At 59.1% G+C, this 18,899-nt stretch carries 9 protein-coding genes; 5 read left to right on the top strand and 4 right to left on the bottom strand.

The genetic code is table 11. The features are described from left to right. The 4 genes from WAW39_RS27145 to WAW39_RS27130 all read right to left on the bottom strand — a co-directional run bounded on the left by WAW39_RS27145 (nucleotide 1) and on the right by WAW39_RS27130 (nucleotide 8,642). Nucleotides 1–3,033 carry a hypothetical protein gene (locus WAW39_RS27145; protein WP_422322346.1) on the bottom strand — a complete coding sequence of 1,011 codons (3,033 nt, stop codon included), beginning with the start codon at nucleotides 3,031–3,033 and terminating at the stop codon, nucleotides 1–3. After that, entirely contained in the window at nucleotides 3,030–5,786 is a 2,757-nt protein-coding gene (locus tag WAW39_RS27140) for a hypothetical protein (RefSeq protein WP_422322344.1), read from the bottom strand. Before WAW39_RS27140 ends, WAW39_RS27145 begins: the two co-directional genes overlap by 4 nt. A 4-nt stretch (nucleotides 5,787–5,790) precedes the next feature. Further along, a complete protein-coding gene (locus WAW39_RS27135; RefSeq protein WP_422322343.1) occupies nucleotides 5,791–7,467 on the bottom strand; it encodes a hypothetical protein in 1,677 nt (558 codons plus the stop codon). Between the two features lie 302 nt (nucleotides 7,468–7,769). Then, nucleotides 7,770–8,642, bottom strand: a complete 873-nt coding sequence (locus WAW39_RS27130) for an alpha/beta hydrolase fold domain-containing protein (protein ID WP_422322341.1) — start codon at nucleotides 8,640–8,642, stop codon at nucleotides 7,770–7,772. A gap of 146 nt (nucleotides 8,643–8,788) precedes the next feature. Between WAW39_RS27130 and WAW39_RS27125 the strand changes: the two genes are divergently transcribed. The 5 genes from WAW39_RS27125 to WAW39_RS27105 all read left to right on the top strand — a co-directional run bounded on the left by WAW39_RS27125 (nucleotide 8,789) and on the right by WAW39_RS27105 (nucleotide 18,857). Then, nucleotides 8,789–11,311 (top strand): PSD1 and planctomycete cytochrome C domain-containing protein, encoded by a 2,523-nt coding sequence (locus tag WAW39_RS27125; protein ID WP_422322339.1) that lies wholly within the window; start codon nucleotides 8,789–8,791, stop codon nucleotides 11,309–11,311. A 15-nt stretch (nucleotides 11,312–11,326) separates the two neighbouring features. Continuing rightward, nucleotides 11,327–12,754, top strand: coding sequence for a DUF1501 domain-containing protein (locus WAW39_RS27120; RefSeq protein WP_422322336.1), 1,428 nt, complete (start codon nucleotides 11,327–11,329; stop codon nucleotides 12,752–12,754). A 101-nt stretch (nucleotides 12,755–12,855) separates the two neighbouring features. Continuing rightward, nucleotides 12,856–14,370, top strand: a complete 1,515-nt coding sequence (locus WAW39_RS27115; RefSeq protein ID WP_422322334.1) for a hypothetical protein — start codon at nucleotides 12,856–12,858, stop codon at nucleotides 14,368–14,370. Nucleotides 14,371–14,656: 286 nt separating this feature from the next. Next, a complete protein-coding gene (locus WAW39_RS27110) occupies nucleotides 14,657–17,179 on the top strand; it encodes a hypothetical protein (protein WP_422322333.1) in 2,523 nt (840 codons plus the stop codon). A 262-nt stretch (nucleotides 17,180–17,441) separates the two neighbouring features. Next, on the top strand, nucleotides 17,442–18,857 hold the full coding sequence (locus tag WAW39_RS27105; protein WP_422322331.1) for a tubulin beta chain: 1,416 nt from the start codon (nucleotides 17,442–17,444) through the stop codon (nucleotides 18,855–18,857). The last annotated feature ends 42 nt before the right edge of the window (nucleotides 18,858–18,899 follow it).

The following is an 18,899-nucleotide window of genomic DNA, read 5'->3' as shown; positions in this document are numbered from 1 at the left end:
TCAGGGGTTGGTTAGGAAGAGGGATTCAGCAGGGAGCGGCTTGAGATCGACTCCGGTGGAGGAAAGAGCTTGTTGATACTGCTGCAGCAGAGCCCGCCGGTCTGCGGTCACGAAGAACACGGGGCTGAGAGGAACGGAGGCGGAGGCCACGATCACTTTGGGCGCATCTGACGCGGCTTTTCCAGCAGCAGGATTGGGCACGAGGAGCGGCTTGCCGTTCTCCCTGCTGATCATCCACAGCTCTCCTGCGCTGCGTCCCTGTGAGTTGAGGACAAGTGACAGGTCGGTCTCCACATAACCGGCAAACTTCAATCCGGCGCTGGTGGCTGCGCGCAGGTAGTTCCGGTGGGCGAGCGCCTCCCGCAGATAGGCGCGAGATTTCAAAGGTTTGAAAAAGGCGGTGAGCGGGGCCAGCCATTTTTCCTGCATTTCCGGCACGAGCCAGTCTTCGCTGCGCAGTGGCGTGGTGCCGAGCGTTCGATGCAATACCTGCAGATCCTGCTGCAAGGACGGGCAGTGCACCAATCCCCATTCACGCGGCCTCAGGTGCATCATGTCTTCAAGCTTGAGCAGGACGTAGGCTTTGGCGATGGGGCTGCCACGGGTGTCCAGCACCAGCTTGTCACAGACTTCCAGCAGCGGCTTGAGCACGTGCTCTCCTTTTTCGTCACTGATGCGTCCGATATCCAAGGAGTTCATGAACTCGCTGGTCTGACTCAGGCGGGTGGTGGCGATGGCATCCCCCTGGTATTCACCCACCTCTCCTGCGCGGGTGAAGCTGTGCTGGATAAACATCACCGACGTTTGTGTCGGGTCGGGCTCGTAGAATTTGGCGCTCCAGCGGCTGGAGCCACCAATGATCGTCGCTTCAGGTTTGCCCATGGACCAGATGGTGCCGCCGCTTTTTTTGCTGGAATAATGGATCACGCTGCTCTCGAAAATGTTGTTTAAATATTCGTTGTGCAGAAGGGAGAGGATCATTTTCAGCTCCGCTTCGAGCAGTGTGTCGGGCGCCATGTAGTACCTGGACTTGTCATCGAGAACAGCCTGGAGCAGGTCCTTGTCTCCACCGGTGAAGAGGGCGGCCTGAAAGGCTTTTTCGGTCGGCAGGGTGTCCAGCATTTTGAGGGAGGGCGCAGCCTCGGCAAACTTGACGGTCTGCCACTTGGTGATGGCCTTGCGGTAGTCGTCCAGTGAAGCCGCGCCGGCGGTTTCTTTGCGGATGGCGGCGAAGGTGCGCAGATCATCCTGGTAGGTGGTCAGCCGCTGGCGCAGGGCGCGAATCCGCGTCTCCAGATCCGCCGGGAAGGCCAGCGCCGGCACCTCGGGCTTGAGGAGGGCTTCGAGGGGCAGCAGCTCCTTGTCGATGGCCGTGCAACTGGTGCTGACATTGGCTGCGAGCTTCTCGTGCGAAAGCTCGGCGGTGCTGCGCTTTTCCAGCTTGGCCAGGGTGGTGGAGGTGCTGGCGACAAATTTTTTCAGGACCGTCGCGAGGTGAAGATCCGCCTTGGTCTTCAATACTGCGAGGCGGTTTTTCGGCTCGGCAGCCACATCGCCCCCCAGTTGTTTCACCAAGGCCTCGGCATCGCTGAGCTGCCTGACGAGTTGCGTGGCGGTCAGTTTGCTCTGCTCACCCTGGAATGAATTTTCCAGTGCCAGCAGCGCTTCGGCGGCCTGCTTGCCGGTGACGCGGGATTTGGCGGCCCATGCACTGACTTCTTCAATCCGGGCCTGCAGGTAGGGCCAGCGCAGCAGCAGCTCCTCTTCGCCGCGCAGTTTCTTGATCAGATTTTCTGCGGCGCTGTAGTTTTCTTTGGCCTGATACGAGGCGAGCTCCTGCGTGAGCGTCCAGGCCTTCCAGGCATGCAGGCTGATGGCGGACACGCCGCAGAGCAGCACCAATGCAGCAGCGGCCAGCGCGATGTTGCCCACACGTTTGGTGCGCTGCATGCGCTCCAGCTTGTGCCGCAGTTCCTGGCCTGCGGTGCGCAGGCGCTGCAACGAGTCAGCGGCCACCGGGAGCTGATAGCCTTCCAGCTCCTTCCAGCGTTTGATGAAGCTTTCATCCTTGCCGGCAATCTCTTCAAACGTCACGCCCGCCCCCGTGAGCAGGCGGGTTTCCACCTCCTCCACAAAGGAGAGAAAGCTTTTGAGAGTGCGGTCAAAGTTGCGCTGCTTTTCATCGGCAGCCCTTTCCTTTTGATGGAATTGCGTCAGGTCCACCAGGGTGGCTTTTTGCACCGCATCGGCGGGCGTGAAGCCGTGCTCCTTGAACATGGCGTTGACGACGCTCAGCATCTGCCCCACCTGCTGCCATCTGCCTTCGGCCTTGAGCCGCTGCATGGTGCTGAGCATGTCGGGCACGCGGGCCTCGGCCTGCCTGCGGCGGAGCGCCTGGCGGATGCTCTCCCCCTGCTCATAGACATCCAGGCGTTCCAGCTTGGATGGTGGAGCGGCGGCCTTGATGTCCTCCGTGAGCGTGGCGATGTGTTCTTCGTCATCTGTCTTCAGCGCCTCGCGCAGCAGATCGATTTTTTCCTGCAGGGCCTTGTTCTCCAGCCGCTGGAGTTCCTTGCGGGCGTTGTCGTCCTGCGGGTTGAGCTTGAGGATGGTTTTGACGATACGCAGCGACCTCGCGTCATCGCGTGAGAGCACCGCCGCGCGAAAGTCTTTGTAAAGCGGATGATTGGCGGAGATGCCCCGGGAATAAAGTGACTCAAGATCCTGAATGATGCGGAGGTCCACGCGCGCGGCCACCTTCAGCCCGCGTGCTTCACAATAGATCTGCCAGTTCTTTTCTTCGCCGAAACTCACGGCTGCGGCGAGATCCAGCAGGGGAGGATCTTCCTCGGCCACCTGCAGGGCCTGGTAGTCACTGCCTTTTTGCAGCATGGCTGCCACAAGGTCCAGCCGCCGCTCCACGTCCGAGCAAAACTGCGCGTAGATGATGGCGGCATCTTCGACGGCGGATGGTGGCACCTCCTCTTTGAGGGCGGCGCGGATGGCCTCGATGGCTTGAGTGAGAGGTTTCACGGGTTGATTGGCTTGGATTGGGAATGACCAGAGGGCAGAACCACTTTTAGTTTACAAAGCTCGATCTTGTTCGGCTGTTCCAGCGCCAGGATGAAATTCCCCGGCAGGAGATCAAAAGGCGGGGGAGCATTCCCATTGAGGTTTTGCAACTTTGTCTGTAATTCTTGCAGTTTGAGTTCCTTGGCAGCTTTGCCCTTTTCAGAGCGCTCTTTCCTCTCTGCCTTTTGAGCAGGCGACACCGTGCTCTTCTCATTCTCCGCCAGGTCGGCAACGTCCTTTGCAATTCCAGCTTCGAGTTCTTTGATCTCTTTCTCGATTTCTCTCACATTCAGCATGGAGCCGGTTTGAATGTTGGGGGGGATGACTTGGAATGCAGAATTTCCCATGGATTTCAGTGTGAAAAACTTCTTCTGGTTCGCGGGGCCGTCATGCCTCAAGACATAGCCCACTTCCTGCTGCCCCACGATGTGCAACCGGCTGAGGAAACCTACGGGCAGGGTTAGTGTTACGGTGGCGGCATTGATCACCGTGGCTTCAAAAGCCTGTGTCAGCATCGGGCGGGAAGAGGCGCTGCTGATTGGGATCAGTCGCAGATCAAACAGCACCTGTAATCCGTCCTCGCTGCGTGCTACGATCCTGATGCCGTCGGGTGAGTTGCGAAGTTCTTCAGGGATGGCGGTCAGCACACCGTCCTTGGAGAATACGATCAGGTCAGTCAGTTTTTGCACGATTGAGGGACCGAACTTGAGCTTCTCTCTGCCATCTGAACTGGCTCCCAACCACTTCTTCAATTCGCCCTCTTTGGGCTCGGTTTTTCCATCAGGAGGCGAATGCGATGCCCAGGCGCTGCCGACAAACAACTGCATGTCGTCAGAGACCTTCAGTCCGGCGATTTTGCCTGCCGGATCTTCGTTGGGCTGAAGCAGGCAAAGAAAGATTGGATTGGTGGCGGAGATCGCATCTGCATCATCGATGATGACCACCGGTTGTGGCGCCACTTGAGTGCGTGGCTCGTCAGTCTTGACCGCCATCTTGGGTTCGTTTTTCTTGTCAGGCTGCTGCTTCATTCCTGCAGCCTTTTCACGCAGCCATTCTGGCAGGGAATGGTTGGAGGCGGCAGTTTGCGCTGTGGCGTGGGACTGGGGGCCTGCATCGTTCAGTGCCGACCATAGCTTCAGCCATTGCTGCACTTCGAGAACGGTGCTGTTCTTCGGATCTCCGGGGAGTTTAAACACTTCCTCCCACTGAGCGCGGCTGTCGCGTGCAGGCTCCGATTGACGCAGTACTTCCCTGGCTGCGTCCTTCAGTGATTGAACCACTTCTTCGCCGGGTGGCGGAATCTCTTTCAGGCTGAGAGAATGGGAGAGCTGTTTCCACGTGGCATTGCGTGAGTCCTGCCATTTGCGGTAGGCCTCAAGAATGTCCGACGCCGTCACCGTGGTCTGGCCTGATTGCAGCTTCGCCCAGGGTTTCACATGCAGTTCCGCCCATTCCTCCAGCAGCTTTTTGAGATCTTCGAGATCGTCCGCAGTATGTGAGGGAAGGGGAAGTTCGATGGAAGTGCCCGGCTGTTTCAGCAGCTGCTTCATGCTGCGGAAAAAGTCTTCGTGTGACTTCAGCAGAGCCGTTCCTTCTTCAATGTCGGGCTGTTCTTCGAGCAGCTTGCGCGTGTCGTTGAGGACGAGCTGATGGTTTTTCCAGGTGGCGGCGATTTTTTGCTCATAGTCCGCACGGGCCTGCTCCTTCAGGTTGTTCTGCCGCAGCAAGGCCCCCACCACGACAACGGTCATCACGGCGGCAATGATGAGCGAGATGCCGATGAAGCTCCTGTTTGATTTGGCAGCTTTGCGGCGTGGCTCAGGCGACCAGGCGCCCATGGGGCTGACGGGGGCTGACGCGGCACCTGACGAACGCATGGTCTCATGGACCGGCGCCTGCGCGGAGTGCGCAGGCTCAGGGGCTGCCGTGATCGCGGGTTCAGATGAAGGCTGGGCAACCTCAGGTGGCGGCGGTGCCGGCAGGGTGTCAGGGCGGGTGAGATCAAGAACGAGGCGGTTGGTGGTCTCCACCTGTCCGCGCATGGGGGAGGAAGATGAGAGCGCGATCCAGCGGAAGTCCGTCACATCGTCATTGGGCTCCAGGCAGGTGGTGAAGCGGGTCTGCCAGGCATGTGCGGACTCCACCTGCAGCGACTCGCGGAAAAGCTCCAGCACATTGATGCCAGAAGGTGTGATGAGATAGCATCCCCTCTGTGCCTCACGGGACCAGAGGATGCCGGCGGTGGCGGGATTGCCGGTGACGGAGGCCCAGGCGTGGGACGCCGCAGGGGTGAAGGACGACAGGTTCACCTCCTCGGATGGATCCAGGTAGCGCGGGCCTTCGTTCCATGACGTGCGCCATGCCATGGAGAGCAGCACATCCGCCGGTGTCAGCCCTGCGGCGGAGAGGGCGCGAATCTCCCGAGGTTCGGCGATGAGGTGATGGGCGATGTGATTGGTGCGGCCCGTGTAGTCCGAACCGGCGTCCTGCAGACAACTCAGCACATGATAGGTGCCCGAACCCACGGTCAGGATGCGGTGGGCGTGTACGACGCGCCGGGGATCGTGACCCGGCAGACGGGCAAACTGGCTGAAGCGTTCCACAGCGGACGCGAGCATGCCACTGACGGCACGATGTCTGGCCACGGTGCCGAATCCGGTGCGGCCTGCTTCGATCAGGCGTGGGGCGCTGGTGTAGATGAGCTGCCAGGCCATGAGGTCAGTTTGCGGAGGTGGAGGGGATCATTTCAGGCGTCGCCTGTGACAGCACCCAGAGCGTGGGCGCCTCCACATGCCGGGGATTGAGCTGCTTCGGATCCGGGCCGATGCGAGGCGTGCCTTCCCGGTCGAGAAACTCCACCGGGGATGAGCCCAGCGGACTGACGGCGAAGTAGCACACATTGGAGGAGATGGCCTCTGCATTGGCCACGATGGAGGGGCAGATGCGCACCATGAGATTGCGCACCCGCTTGGAGTTTGCCTTGATGTGGTCGAGTCTGACCACGCCATCCTCAATGACCGGCAGCAGGGGCTCATCCCCCAGCAGAGAGGCCCACGTGTCATACTTGCCCACCATCACCGCGAACGGTGTGGAGACGCGCTGGCGGGAGTCCAGCCCGAGCAGGCTTTTGATGCGGACTTCCGTTTCAGCGAGGATGACATCCTGCTGATCGATGCGGTGGGTCTTGATCTGCGGATCCGTGACGCCCTTCATCATGGCGCGGAACTCGGTGTTGTGCAGAGGATCGAAGAGAAAGAAAATGCCGGAGGCCACCGCGATATGCTGGGCACCGGGCGAGTCCGCACTGTTGCGGGTCGGCTCGAAATGCTCGCCCGCATTGTCATAAAAGACGACGGAGAAGCCGTTGTCCGGGGTGTCGGGATGGGACAGCTTGAAGATGAAAGGCTTGGGCAGGCGCACCTTGCGTCCCTGGCGGGGCAGGGTCTCATATAGCGCTCCTTCCAGATCGGTCTTGGCGAGGAAGGCATCCTCCGGTGACGAAGAGGAAAACAACTGCGTCTTCATCTGCGTGAGGATGACGTTCTCGGAGGGATCAGCATCTCGGAAGGTGATGCCAAAGTTTTGGAACAGGGCGCTCTGCAGAATTTTGACCAGCACGCTGAGGTAGTACGATTTGCCTGAAGAAGGCGCGCCGACGATGGAGAAGATGTGATGGGGCAGGTCGAGAAATCCCGGCGGCAGCTTGCGGCGGCAGTGCGGGCAGGCGAGGTCGGAGGTGGCCAGGCCCATGGCATCCAGCGCCTGGCCACGATCATTGAAACGCGTGGCATGGAAGCGCTGCATGGCTTCATCGCCAAGCATGGGATCACCCCGCAGGCTGTTGTGCACGGCGATGTTCATCGCATCGCCCCGGTCGAATTTGAACCAGCAGATCGGGCAGGTGAATTCGCCGTATTCGCTGTTCACCTCCGCGGCCTCCATCGCAGGTTCATGGGAACGATTGCGAGTAGGAGCCGGTTCGGCGGTTTCATCCGACATGGAGCTGTACCGGTCATACCAAGCGGTTTTTTCGGCCGGCGGGGTCATGGGCGGCGGTATTTTGAGGATCTCCACGGAGTCGTGAACATGAAACCCCATTTGCTCCATTCCGTTGGGAATCAACACCAGCCGCTTGCGGGCGTTGGTTGAAAACTGGCCCAGCCAGGTTTTCAAAAACTCCGGGCCAAAGGGGCCATTCCAGTCATGCTGTTCACTGTTGTAAACGAACCATGAGTTGTCGTTCCCAAGGGCCATCCAGTTGCCCGGCTGGGGGCTGTATTTGAAGGCCAGCAATTGCCCGGCGCCAGTCATGGTGTGCTCCTCTCCGGGCAGGGCTCTGAAAAAAGTTGTTTCAGAGCCATTCACCAGCACCGGGCAGCTGAACTGAAATTCCATGGCGTCGCCGGTTTTTGTCACCTTGCAAAGCATCTGGGGGCACTGCGGCGAGTTCATTTTCAGGTCGGAATGCGGCCCGGCGCCAATCACAAAGGTTCCGCCGTCAAATCGGGAGCGTTCTCCAGTGATGCAGTTTAAAATGCAGAGTGAGTTGTGGTTGCCGTTCATTCTTGCCTGTTGCGTCATGGGTAGGGGATAATTAAAAAATAAACCCGTTAAGGTCGATCTTAACTTGGCTTTTTGCTTAGAAAAGCACGAGTTTTCATGGTTGATAAATCATAGCAAACTCAATCAACAAGCAGTTATGGGGCCTTGGCAGTCTTGAGATGACGGTCAAAAAAGGCCAGCATGAGCTGCTCGGTCTTTTCAGGAGGCACACCTTTCAGACCGTGGCCCGCGCCTTCAAAACCAACGAGCTCGGCTTCCACCGTGGCGGCCTTGAGTTTGTCCACGAGCCAGGTGGCCTGCTCATAGGCGACGTATTCATCCGCCGTGCCATGCAGGCAGAGGGTGGGAGCGGCATTGGGAGTCACCCAATAGAGAGGACTGCCGATGATGTGCTCCTTGCGCTTGGTGCTGAGGTCGCCGCCGAAAAAGAGCGGCAGCACGTCCTTGGCATCCACGCTCTTGTCGTAGCTCTTGGTGAAATCGCTGGGCCCATAAAAATTGACCACGCAGTTCACTGCGCTGCTTTGTTCCGGATTGCCTTCGCCTTCAAACTGAGGGATGCCTGCGGTCACGCCGAGGAACTGCGCCAAATGACCGCCCGCAGAGCCGCCCATGGCACCGATGCGTGTGGGGTCCACGTGATACTTGGCAGCATTCGCCCGCAGCCAGCGCACGGCGGCTTTGCAGTCATGCACGGCGGCGGGGAACTTGTAGGCCGGGGCCAGCCGGTAGGTGACGGTGATGGCCACGTAGCCATGCTGGGCGAGTGTGAGCAGCAGCTTGTCATACCCCTCCCGCTTGCCAGCGCGGAAGCCGCCACCATGGATGCAGACCACGGCGGGGAAGGGACCCTTGCCGTCTTTCGGCTGCGCCAGATTCACCTGCAGATGCTGGTTGTCGGGGTTGGCGAATTCGATGTCGCGGGTGAATGTGACGTTATCTGGAACGACGAGTTCCGCAGCGTGAAGGGTGGAAGCAAGCAGCAGGGAGGTGATGAGATGGCGCATGAGGTGTGAAGGGCGGGAAGAAACGGGGGATGGAGCAAACGGCTCCCGTCGGCGGGGAGTTTCAGCGTTGATGGCAGGCAGGTGCAGCTTTGGAGAAACCTTTTTAGTACCAGGGTGTTACACGCTGTCTTCCGCTTCAACCTCCCATGAAGACTCTGACCTGCTCCATCCTTCTGCTTGCTCCCTTGGCTCTGCGTGCCGCTGACGCCACCGAGGCGGCGCATGCTGGCATTCCAGCGGATCAGCTGCAGTTCTTTGAGAAGAACATCCGGCCGGTGCTGGTGCAGTCCTGCTACAAGTGCCACTCCGCCGAATCCTCCAAGGTCAAAGGCGGACTCACGCTGGACACCAAGCAGGCGACTCTGCTGGGCGGGGAGTCGGGGCACCCGGGGGTGACTCCGGGTAACATCGCGCAGAGCAGCGTGTACGAGGCGATGACTTGGAAGAACGAGGACATGCAGATGCCGCCGAAGCAGAAGCTGCCGGACGATGTGATCGCGAACTTCAAGAAGTGGATCGAGATGGGCGCGCCTGACCCGCGTGAAAACAAGGTGGTGAATGCGGGCGGTGGCAAGCGCGTGATCGACATGGATGAAGGGCGCAAGCACTGGGCCTTTCAAAAGCCGGTGAAGCCTGCGCCTCCTGCGGTGAAAACAGAAGGCTGGGCGAAGACGGAGATCGACTCCTTTGTGCTGGCAGGCATCGAAGCCAACGGGCTGCGCCCCATGCGAGACGCGGACCGGCCCACCCTGATCCGCCGCATTGCGTTTGATCTGACAGGACTGCCGCCGACGCCGGATGAAGTGAAGGCGTTTGTCGCTGATCAGTCGCCGGAAGCCGTGAAGCGTGTTATCGACATGTATCTCGACTCCGAACGCTATGGCGAACGCTGGGCGCGGCACTGGCTGGACGTGGCGCGCTATGCAGAAAGCAGCGGCAAGGAGGTGAATGTGCTCTACCCGCATGCGTGGCGCTACCGCGACTACGTCATTGAGTCGTTCAAGAAGGACAAGCCCTATGACCAGTTCCTCAAGGAGCAGATCGCAGGCGACTTGCTGAAATTTGACAGCAAGCGCGATCAGGCGAACAAGATCGTGGCCACGGGCTTTCTGGCGATCGGTTCCAAGGGGCACAACAACCGCGACCGCCGCCAGTTTGCGATGGATGTGGTCGATGAGCAGATCGATGCCGTGTCGCAGTCGATGCTGGGTCTGACACTGGCCTGCGCACGCTGCCATGATCACAAGTTTGATCCGGTGACGCAGCGTGACTACTACGCGCTGGCGGGCATCTTCCTCAGCAGCGAGACGCTGTTTGGCACGTATGAGCAGCTGCAGAACAACAACACCGCAGGATTGATCGAACTGGATCGTACCGCCGGGCAGACGGCCTCCCTGGCGAAGATTTCACCGTCTGAAGTGGCAGAGCTTAAAGCCAACTATGAGCGGGCGAAAACCGCCGCCGCCGAGGTGCAAAAGGAGGTTTTCGCCATGCGTCAGCAGGATCGCGAGAAGGCGGGTGCTGCTAGCTTCCTGCGCATCCGTGGTGCGCGTGATCGTGCGGAAGAGGTGAAGGCGGACGTGGATCTCTTTTATGAGGATGGCACGCCGCGCACGCTGGCCATGGGGGTGATGGATCGCTCGGTGCCGTTCAACAGCCCGATCCTCATCCGTGGCGACATCAAGCAGCCCGGCGATGTGGTGCCACGTGGACTCGTGGAGGTGCTGTGCGCGAAAGGTGAGCCGCTGAACATCAGCCCGCAAAGCGGCAGCGGCAGGCTCGATCTGGCCTACTGGATCGCCTCGAAGGACAACCCACTCACGGCACGTGTGATGGCGAACCGCGTGTGGTTAAAGCTCATGGGCAGCGGCATCGTGCCGACGCCGGACAACTTTGGCACGATGGGCCAGAAGCCTTCCCACCCCGAATTGCTGGACTATCTGGCGGTGTCGTTCATGGAGAACGGCTGGTCGGTGAAGAAGCTGATCCGGGAGATCATGATGAGCCGCGCCTACCAGATGGGATCAGGCTACGATGTGGCCAACTATGCCGTCGATCCTGACAACAAGTGGCACTGGCGCATGAACCAGCGCAGGCTGGAGGCGGAAGCGATCCGCGATGCGATGCTCGCGGTGAGCGGATCGCTGAATTTGTACCCGGTGGATGGTTCTCCGGTGGCTCGTGCGGGTGAAGGCCGTCAGGGATTGCTCTCGATCTTTCGTGGAGAGCTGTCGGGCAAGGCCTACACCTATCGCTCGATCTACATTCCGATCATTCGGGATCAGATTCCTGAAATGCTCTCGGTCTTTGATTATCCGGATGCGAGTCTGGTGAATGGGGATCGCGATACCACGAACGTGCCTTCGCAGAGCTTGTACCTGATGAACAATCCGCAGGCGCAGAGCGCGGCGGATGCGTTTGCAGTACGAATTGCCAAATACCCGGGAAGCTCCGCCGAACGCCTGAGCTACGCCTATGAACTGGCGTTTGGCCGTGAACCGACCCCGCAGGAGAAAGCTGCGATAAGCAATTTCTGGATGCGCTTCCCCCAGCAGATCGCGAAGGACAAAGGCACCGGCAAAGAGGCGAAGGCACAGGCGGATTTTGCCGCGTTGTCCGCCTTCTGCCAGAGCCTGATCGCGAGCGCCGAGTTTCGTTACCTCAATTAAAGCACCTCCCACATCATGAACACGACACCCTTCTCCCGGCGCGGGTTTTTGAAGACCAGTTCCAACGGCTTCGGCTACCTGGCCTTTGCCGCGCTGGCACAGCAGCAGGCGTTGCGCGCCAATCCGCAGGCCGCCACGGGACCGCTGGCACCGAAAACACCGCATTTCGCGCCTCGTGCAAAGCATGTGATCTTTCTCTGCATGCAAGGCGCGCCCTCGCATGTGGACACGTTTGACTACAAGCCCAAACTGATCGCCGACAATGGGAAGGGCGCGCCCTCAGCCGCCGGACGCTATGGCACCGCGAAGCTCATGGCCTCGCCCTGGAAGTTCAACCGGCAGGGCAAGAGCGGCCTGTACATCTCAGAGCTGTTTCCTAATCTGGGCAAGCATGCGGATGAGATGTGCATCTTGAATTCGATGGCCACGGATCTGCCGGCACATCCGCAGGCGTTTTCCCAGCTCCATACCGGCACGACTCAGTTTGTGCGGCCGTCGCTGGGATCCTGGGCTCTGTATGGTCTTGGCACCATGAATGAAAACCTGCCCGGTTTCATCACGGTCAATCCGCCCGGCAATGCGACACGCACCTACGGCAGCGCATTCCTGCCTGCCATTTATCAGGGCACCAAGATCGGCGGCAACGCTCTTCCCGGCGGTGGTGCCGCAGGCCGGCGGTTCGGCGGCACAGAACAGGCCACGGTGGCGAACATCAAAAACAACCGCTACACCACCGAGGAGCAGCGCACGCAGCTGGATCTGGTGCAGGCGCTCAACAAAGCGCGCATGCAGCAGGACGGCGGTGTCAGCGCCGAGGTGGAAGGAGTGATCGAATCGTATGAACTGGCGTTTCGCATGCAGGCCGAGGTGCCGAAGGTGATGGACCTGAGCAAGGAAACAGCGGCCACGAAGGCGCTGTATGGCATTGATGAGCAGGAGACAGATGCCTTTGGCAAGCAGTGCCTGATGGCGCGCAAGTTCATTGAAGCAGGCGTCCGATTCATCGAACTTACCAACGGCAACTGGGATCAGCACTTCAATCTGAAAGCCTCACTAGAGCGCAACACCGGGGCGATCGACAAGCCCATCGCCGGTCTGCTCACCGATCTGAAGCAGCGCGGACTGCTCAAGGACACACTGGTCATCTGGGGCGGGGAATTTGGCCGTACACCCCACAGCCAGGGGGATGATGGGCGTGATCACAACAACAAAGGCTTCTCCATGTGGATGGCCGGTGGCGGGGTGAAGGGTGGCATGAATTATGGCCTGACCGACGACTACGGCTACGAGGCCGTACTGAACAAGATGCACATCCATGACTGGCACGCCACGGTGCTGGCCCTGCTGGGCCTTGATCACGAACGGCTTACCTTCCGCTATGCAGGCCGTGATTTCCGTCTTACGGATGTTTACGGTACGGTGGCGAAGGAGATCATCGCCTGAGCGAATTGGCCTCCTGTGTGACGCACGCGTTGCATCTGGCGTGATTCGCCTTATCAATGGCGCTGAAAATGGGAAACAGCGCCTCAGCATCCGCCTTGAAGATGTCCTCCAGCCAGGTGCTGGATGCTTCTTCCAGCAGTGCGATCGATCCCGAAACGATGCTTCGCATCGAGGTGATGATCGACAATGGGCTGCCGGAGGAACTGCGCGCCAGTGCCAAAGGCCTGCTGCGTGCGGTGGCCGCCAAAGTCGCCGTTCCCGGGCACTTTGATGCGTTCTGCTGCCAGGCGTTTTCAAAGCCGGAGTGGGCGGCGGCGGGCAGTCTGCTGATTGCCGAGATGTTTGAGCAGGACGAGGATCAGCTCGCAGAACTCGCGCGCATCCCGGATCTTGTCATCGAAATGGGCAGCGGAGAGGTGAATGTGACGTGCATGGTCGCGTCCCGCTGGGCTGCACGCGGGGAGACGCACCGCCTTTCCAGACTCGCCGATGCGATCGTGGCGTCCCATGCCTCCAGAAACGCCTGTGCCGTTGATGTGATGCTGGCGCTGGCCGCCACACTTGCGGTGACGCGCTTTTCACGCGCAGAGCAGTTGTACAATGCCGCTCTGCCACTGGCAGGGGAGGAGCACAAGGAGGCGCTGGCAGATGCCAAGCGCTGGCTGGCGGCCGGACGCGTCGTGTGCAGCGCAGTGCAGGACGAACGTGATTTCTGGGACGTGCGGCTGCGCAAACCCAAGACGGCCTGGACATGGAAGAGCAAGGCGGAGCGCGATGCCCTGGACCATTTGTCGGATTGTTTGACGACTGACATGGAAGGCGCTGACTTGTTCAAGGCGGTGCTGCCCGAATGCTGGTGGGAGTTGGCGGTGAAATTTGCGCAGCAGCAGGAAAAGCTGGTGGATGTGACCCAAAAGCTGGCGACCGCGAAAACAGAAAATGGGGGAGGACCCAAGGCCATGCCTGACTTGGTTCCGGCAGCCGGGAGAGTTACCCGAGAAATTCCACCGCATCCTCAGGCGGGGCCATTGGCGCGGTTTTTTCTGCCCTGGTTCTGCGGTTGCCTGGCGATGCTGCTCACCGTGATGGTGCCTGTGCTGGTGCTGCCACGGGAATTTGTCTTGGGTATTTTGGATGCTTTAAAGCCCGCTGCGACGATCTCGACCCCTGCCGAGATGGAGGCATGGCGGAAAAACGAACTGCAAAAGAAGGCCGCTGAGATGAAGCCTTTTGAATCGCAGCATGCTTTGGCAAAAACAGGCGGCTGGCAGGAGAACGAAAAGGTGCTCTCAGGAAAAAGCCAGGAACTGCCCTTCGAGAGTCCGCAGTACCTGAATCTGCTGGTCTGGCTTCATCTAGACCCGCCCAAAGATCAAGACGTCCGCCTGCGTGTGTGCAAACTGCTGCTGGATCGAGTGAAGGGGAATGCCATCACACTTTGGGAGATGTTGAACTATCCGGGGTCCCCGAATGCGGCAGAGATTAAAACTGCGGCACGCAACGTGCTCTCTGACGCAGCCTATCAATGGAGCGATGCCGAGAAACAGCGCCTAGGCGCTATTGCTGGCAGCGTTCCTGCCAGCAGATCCACGCCGGCAGGTGGGGATAAGAAATAAAACGAAGGACGTGCTCTGGCTCAAATCTGAGTTTCAGGGATGCAAATCTTGCATTTTTGTGAGCTCAGTTGGTATCCTTTGAGCTTTATTAGAATAGCCACGACGGACTATGCCTTTTATGGTTTAAGCTCTAAAGGGTGGTTTATTAACAATGTAAAATTACCAGATTTTTTAGAATAAACTTTGCAATTTTGAGCCACAACCCTTATAAATTAGAGTGCATAGGTGAAGCATTGCCCCAAACTCTCAAGTCGGTATTGTTTCACTGTATGGTCATTAACTTGTTATGATTGAAGAGCTTCAGCAATTTGGCAGCCTTTCCGTGGCTCATCGAACCGGTGGTGCACCGGTCGAGCTGGTGCGTTCTAAAGACGAGGTGGTTTTTCTAGCCTTCGACAACCGCATTCACCGCCTGGTGGAGCTGCATGTGCTGCGCGGGGGCAGCACCCTGGATGCGGCGATGAAGAGATCCGCGTTTGATCGCGCCCGCCAGGCTTCAGAAATCCGCGGGCATGCCTTCATGCGCATTTTGGAAGTGGGTGAGGATCAGGGGCTGGTCTATTACACCAGCAATCTCAACGATGGTGAGTTTGTCGAGCATTACACCCAAAGGCGCGGCGCAGTGGCGCCCGCGACGGCTCTGGCGCTCGTTTATCAATTGCTGGATGACCTGCTCCAGTTGCAAGGATTTCAGCGTCTTGTCTCGCGCATGCATCTGGACCGCGTGCTGGTCACCACCTTGGAAGACACCTTCCTGCAGCTCCGCGTGTTTGATTACGGTCTGTCGCAGCTGGATGCAGGGACCGAGGGGCAAAGCGGTGCACGGCTGGTGGTGGAGGCCTGCCGGCTTATTTTCCTTCTTCTGACCGGTCAGCCCTATGCTGGCGAAAATCCGGACCGGTTCCCTGCATTGACACAGCTGCCGATGGGATTGCGCACAGCGGTCAGAGCTGCGCTCACCGACCCCGACAATGCTCCGGCATCGATCGAAAAACTGCGTGACGATGTGCGCGAGGCGTTCAGCGCGCTTTCGAGCAACATCAAAGCGCGCAATTTCCGCAAACACTTGGTGGTGAATTCTTCGCTGCTGCCACAGTCACAGCTTCAGGAACTCCTGCTGGAGGATGTGCCGGTCGAAACCATTCTTGGAACACGGTTTCGTGTGGAGGATGCGGATCACGCACGCCGCTATCCCTTCTCCATTCCGGCGATCAACACGAAGCTCAGTCAGGCTGTCACGGTGCACCTGCTGCCGCCTTCGCGTATCGTGGACAAATCCCGCTACGAGGCGGTGCCCCTGCAGATGTGGCGTTTCAATCCTGAGCGGCACCCAAACATCCTGCGCTCCTTGAGTCTCTGGGAAAGTCCTGACTGGACCTTCCTGACGGAAGAGCGGGAGCCTGGCTTTGCGCTCAGCCGTCTCATGGCGGAGCGCATCACGCTGAATCCTGCTGAAGTGACCGTTCTGATGCGCCAGATCCGGGCCGGGCTTGATCAGGCTGTGGAGTGTGGCGTGCAGCGCGTGGATTTGCACCCTTCCAACATCCTGCTGCGTGTGGGTAAAAATGGTCCGCTGCTTTCACGTGAGCTGGAACGGCTGATGCAGAAGCGTCTGGATGCCTGGCCTTCGTTTGTCGTGAAGCTGCGCCCGCACATGACCATGCGCAGCCTGTACGAGCCTCTGCTGGTGGACATGGACCTCACCGAAGGACAGCAGCAGGAGGAGCATTTGCAGAATCGTGATTTCCGGCACCGCTCCTTTGTGGCGCTTGCAGGTTATTTGCTCACGGGTGAGCGCCAGACCGGAGGCGTGCCGCAGTTTCCTGAATCCATCCCTGAGGCCGCCGCCGCTTATGTGCGTGAGTGTCTTGAACTGATCCGCCGTGCAGGCAAGACCCCAAGTCCGGGTGATTTCATCGACAAGTTTGAGGCGCTCCTGACAGCTCCAACGGTTGATCTCGCCACACGCCTGCGTGGCAGCAGCACAGTGGCGCTGGAGGAGATGGAAAGCGTCGGTTCCGTGTCTGATTTTGACGATGACTGGAATGCGAATGAGGCATCCGCTGGAAGTTTTGAGGACGAGCCCATTTCCCCCATCAAGCGCGGGATCAAGACGCATGACTTCAATTCGTTGGTCCAGCCAAAGCGCAGCCTGCCAGTGGGGGCCATCGCGGCTGCTGCTGCAGTGATACTGGGCATTGGCGCATGGATTTTCATGGGCGGTAAAAAGGAACCGTATGCTGCAGCGCAGCCTGTGGTTTCCTCGGCGGAAGCTGAAGGACCTGCGGTCAGTCAAAAGGACGCGCCACCTCTGGTCGTGAAGGCTGTCCAGAGCAAGCCGGTTCCGGCTCAAGCTGCACCTGTCAAACCGCAACCTGCTCCCGTTGTTGTCACTCCGGTCGTTGCCGCCGCCGCCGTCAAGCCTGTGGCGGTGATGAAGGAGGCTGTGCCGAATCCATCCGTCAAACCGGTGCCGGCAGTGGTGGCCTCAGTGACAGAGGTTCCCGCTCCGTCGCCCATCGTGCAGGCCCCGGTGAATGAAGTGAAGCCCATGACGGCAGATGCAGTGACGCCCGCTGTGGTGACGCCCGCTGCGAGCAACCCGCCACAAACCGCAAATGCCGCTGTCCCTTCTGCAGCTGTTGCGAAGCAGCCAGAGAAAGCGCCCATCACCATTCGTCGTGCCATCCTTCCTTCCAAAGAGGAGATCGATCGCATGAAACAGGGACAGGTGGAAAGCAGTACAGGGCAGATGCCGGCCATATCCACCGCCGCACCTTTGCCGCTGAAACGCAAAGAAACACCGTGATCCCAGCCATTGCCCGCATTTCAATATTGCAGCCATTTTGGCGTGGGATTCCTCACGAAAGCACCGAATTTGCTTGGACTCACGGCGCACTCACAGGTAAAACTATCCTTAGTGGAGATGAGCGCCGCAAACAATGCCGCTTTGATTGCGAAGTCCGGAGCACGCCGGATGAGAATCACCGGCACGCTGAGGCTGGTGGCCTTTCCCCCCCATTGCAGGCAGTACACATCACATTAGAAACCGCGAAAATTAGGAGAGACTGATGAAGGTCAACAACACTATCGTTATTTCAATCGGTCAGGCAGGCAATCAGATTGCCGCGTCTTTCTGGAAAACCATCTGTCAGGAGCACGGCATTGATCCGATGACAGGTCAGACCGCCCAGGGCCAGACTCCTCGCGGAAACTGGAGCGCGTTTTTCAGCAAGCTCGGCGAATCCTCTTCCGGCAGCTATGTGCCTCGTGCGGTGATGGTCGATCTGGAGCCAAGCGTGATCGACAACATCAAGGCCACCTCCGGTTCGCTCTTCAACCCTGGCAACCTCATCAGCCGCACGGAAGGTGCCGGTGGTAATTTTGCCGTGGGTTATCTCGGTGCAGGGCGTGAAGTTCTGCCAGAAGTCATGGGTCGGCTCGATGCCGAAATCGACAAGTGCGACAACGTCGGCGGCATTCTTGTTCTGCACGCCACGGGCGGTGGTTCCGGTTCCGGCTTTGGTGCTCTGCTCATTGAATCCGTCAAAGAAAAGTATCCCGAATTCCCCGTGCTGAGCTGCGCGGTGCTGCCATCCCCGCAGGTTTCCTCGGTGGTGACCGAGCCCTACAACACGGTGTTTACGCTCAACACGCTGCGCCGTTCTGCCGACGCCTGCCTCATCTTCGACAATGAAGCGCTGTTCGAACTCGCCCATCGCAAATGGAACATCGAGAGCCCGACGGTGGATGACCTCAACCTGCTCATCACCGAGGCGCTTGCCGGTCTGACTGCTTCCATGCGTTTCAGCGGCTTCCTGACCGTGGAAATCAGCCTGCGTGAGCTGCTCACGAATCTGGTGCCGCAGCCTTCGCTGCACTTCCTCATGTGCGCTTTTGCTCCGCTGACACCGCCTGACCGCAGCAAGTTTGAAGAAATGGGCGTCGAGGAAATGATTCGCAGCCTGTTTGACAACGCCTCCGTTTTTGCCGCCTGCTCCCCCATGGAAGGCCGCTTCCTGAGCACTGCGGTGCTCTACCGTGGCATCATGGACGACAAGCCGCTGGCAGACGCCGCCCTCGCCGCGATGCGTGAGCAGCTGCCGCTGACCTACTGGATTCCCACCGCGTTCAAGATCGGCTACGTCGAGCAGCCCGGCATCTCCCATCGCAAGAGCATGGTGCTGCTGGCCAACAACACCGAAATCGCCCGTGTGCTGGACCGGATCTGCCACAACTTTGACAAGCTCTGGCAGCGCAAGGCCTTCGCCAACTGGTACCTCAATGAAGGCATGTCCGAAGAGCAGATCAATGCGCTCCGTGCTTCCGCTCAGGAACTCATTCAGAGCTATCAGGTGGCCGAGGAAAGCGGTGCTAAAGCCAAGGTGCAGGACAGCGCATCTGACTTCCCGCGCAGCAGCGCCAGCGTGGATGACAGCCGCGGCGGTGGCATGAGTCTGCGTGACCTCGTGGACCGTCGTCGTTAAGAACAGCAAATCAGGCAATCGATAAAACAACCGTTTGGAGGA

This window comes from Prosthecobacter sp. (assembly GCF_049294395.1).
GTDB lineage: Bacteria > Verrucomicrobiota > Verrucomicrobiia > Verrucomicrobiales > Verrucomicrobiaceae > Prosthecobacter.
The sequence above is the reverse complement of the archived record's forward strand: the minus strand, read 5'-3'. Positions and strand labels throughout refer to the sequence as shown.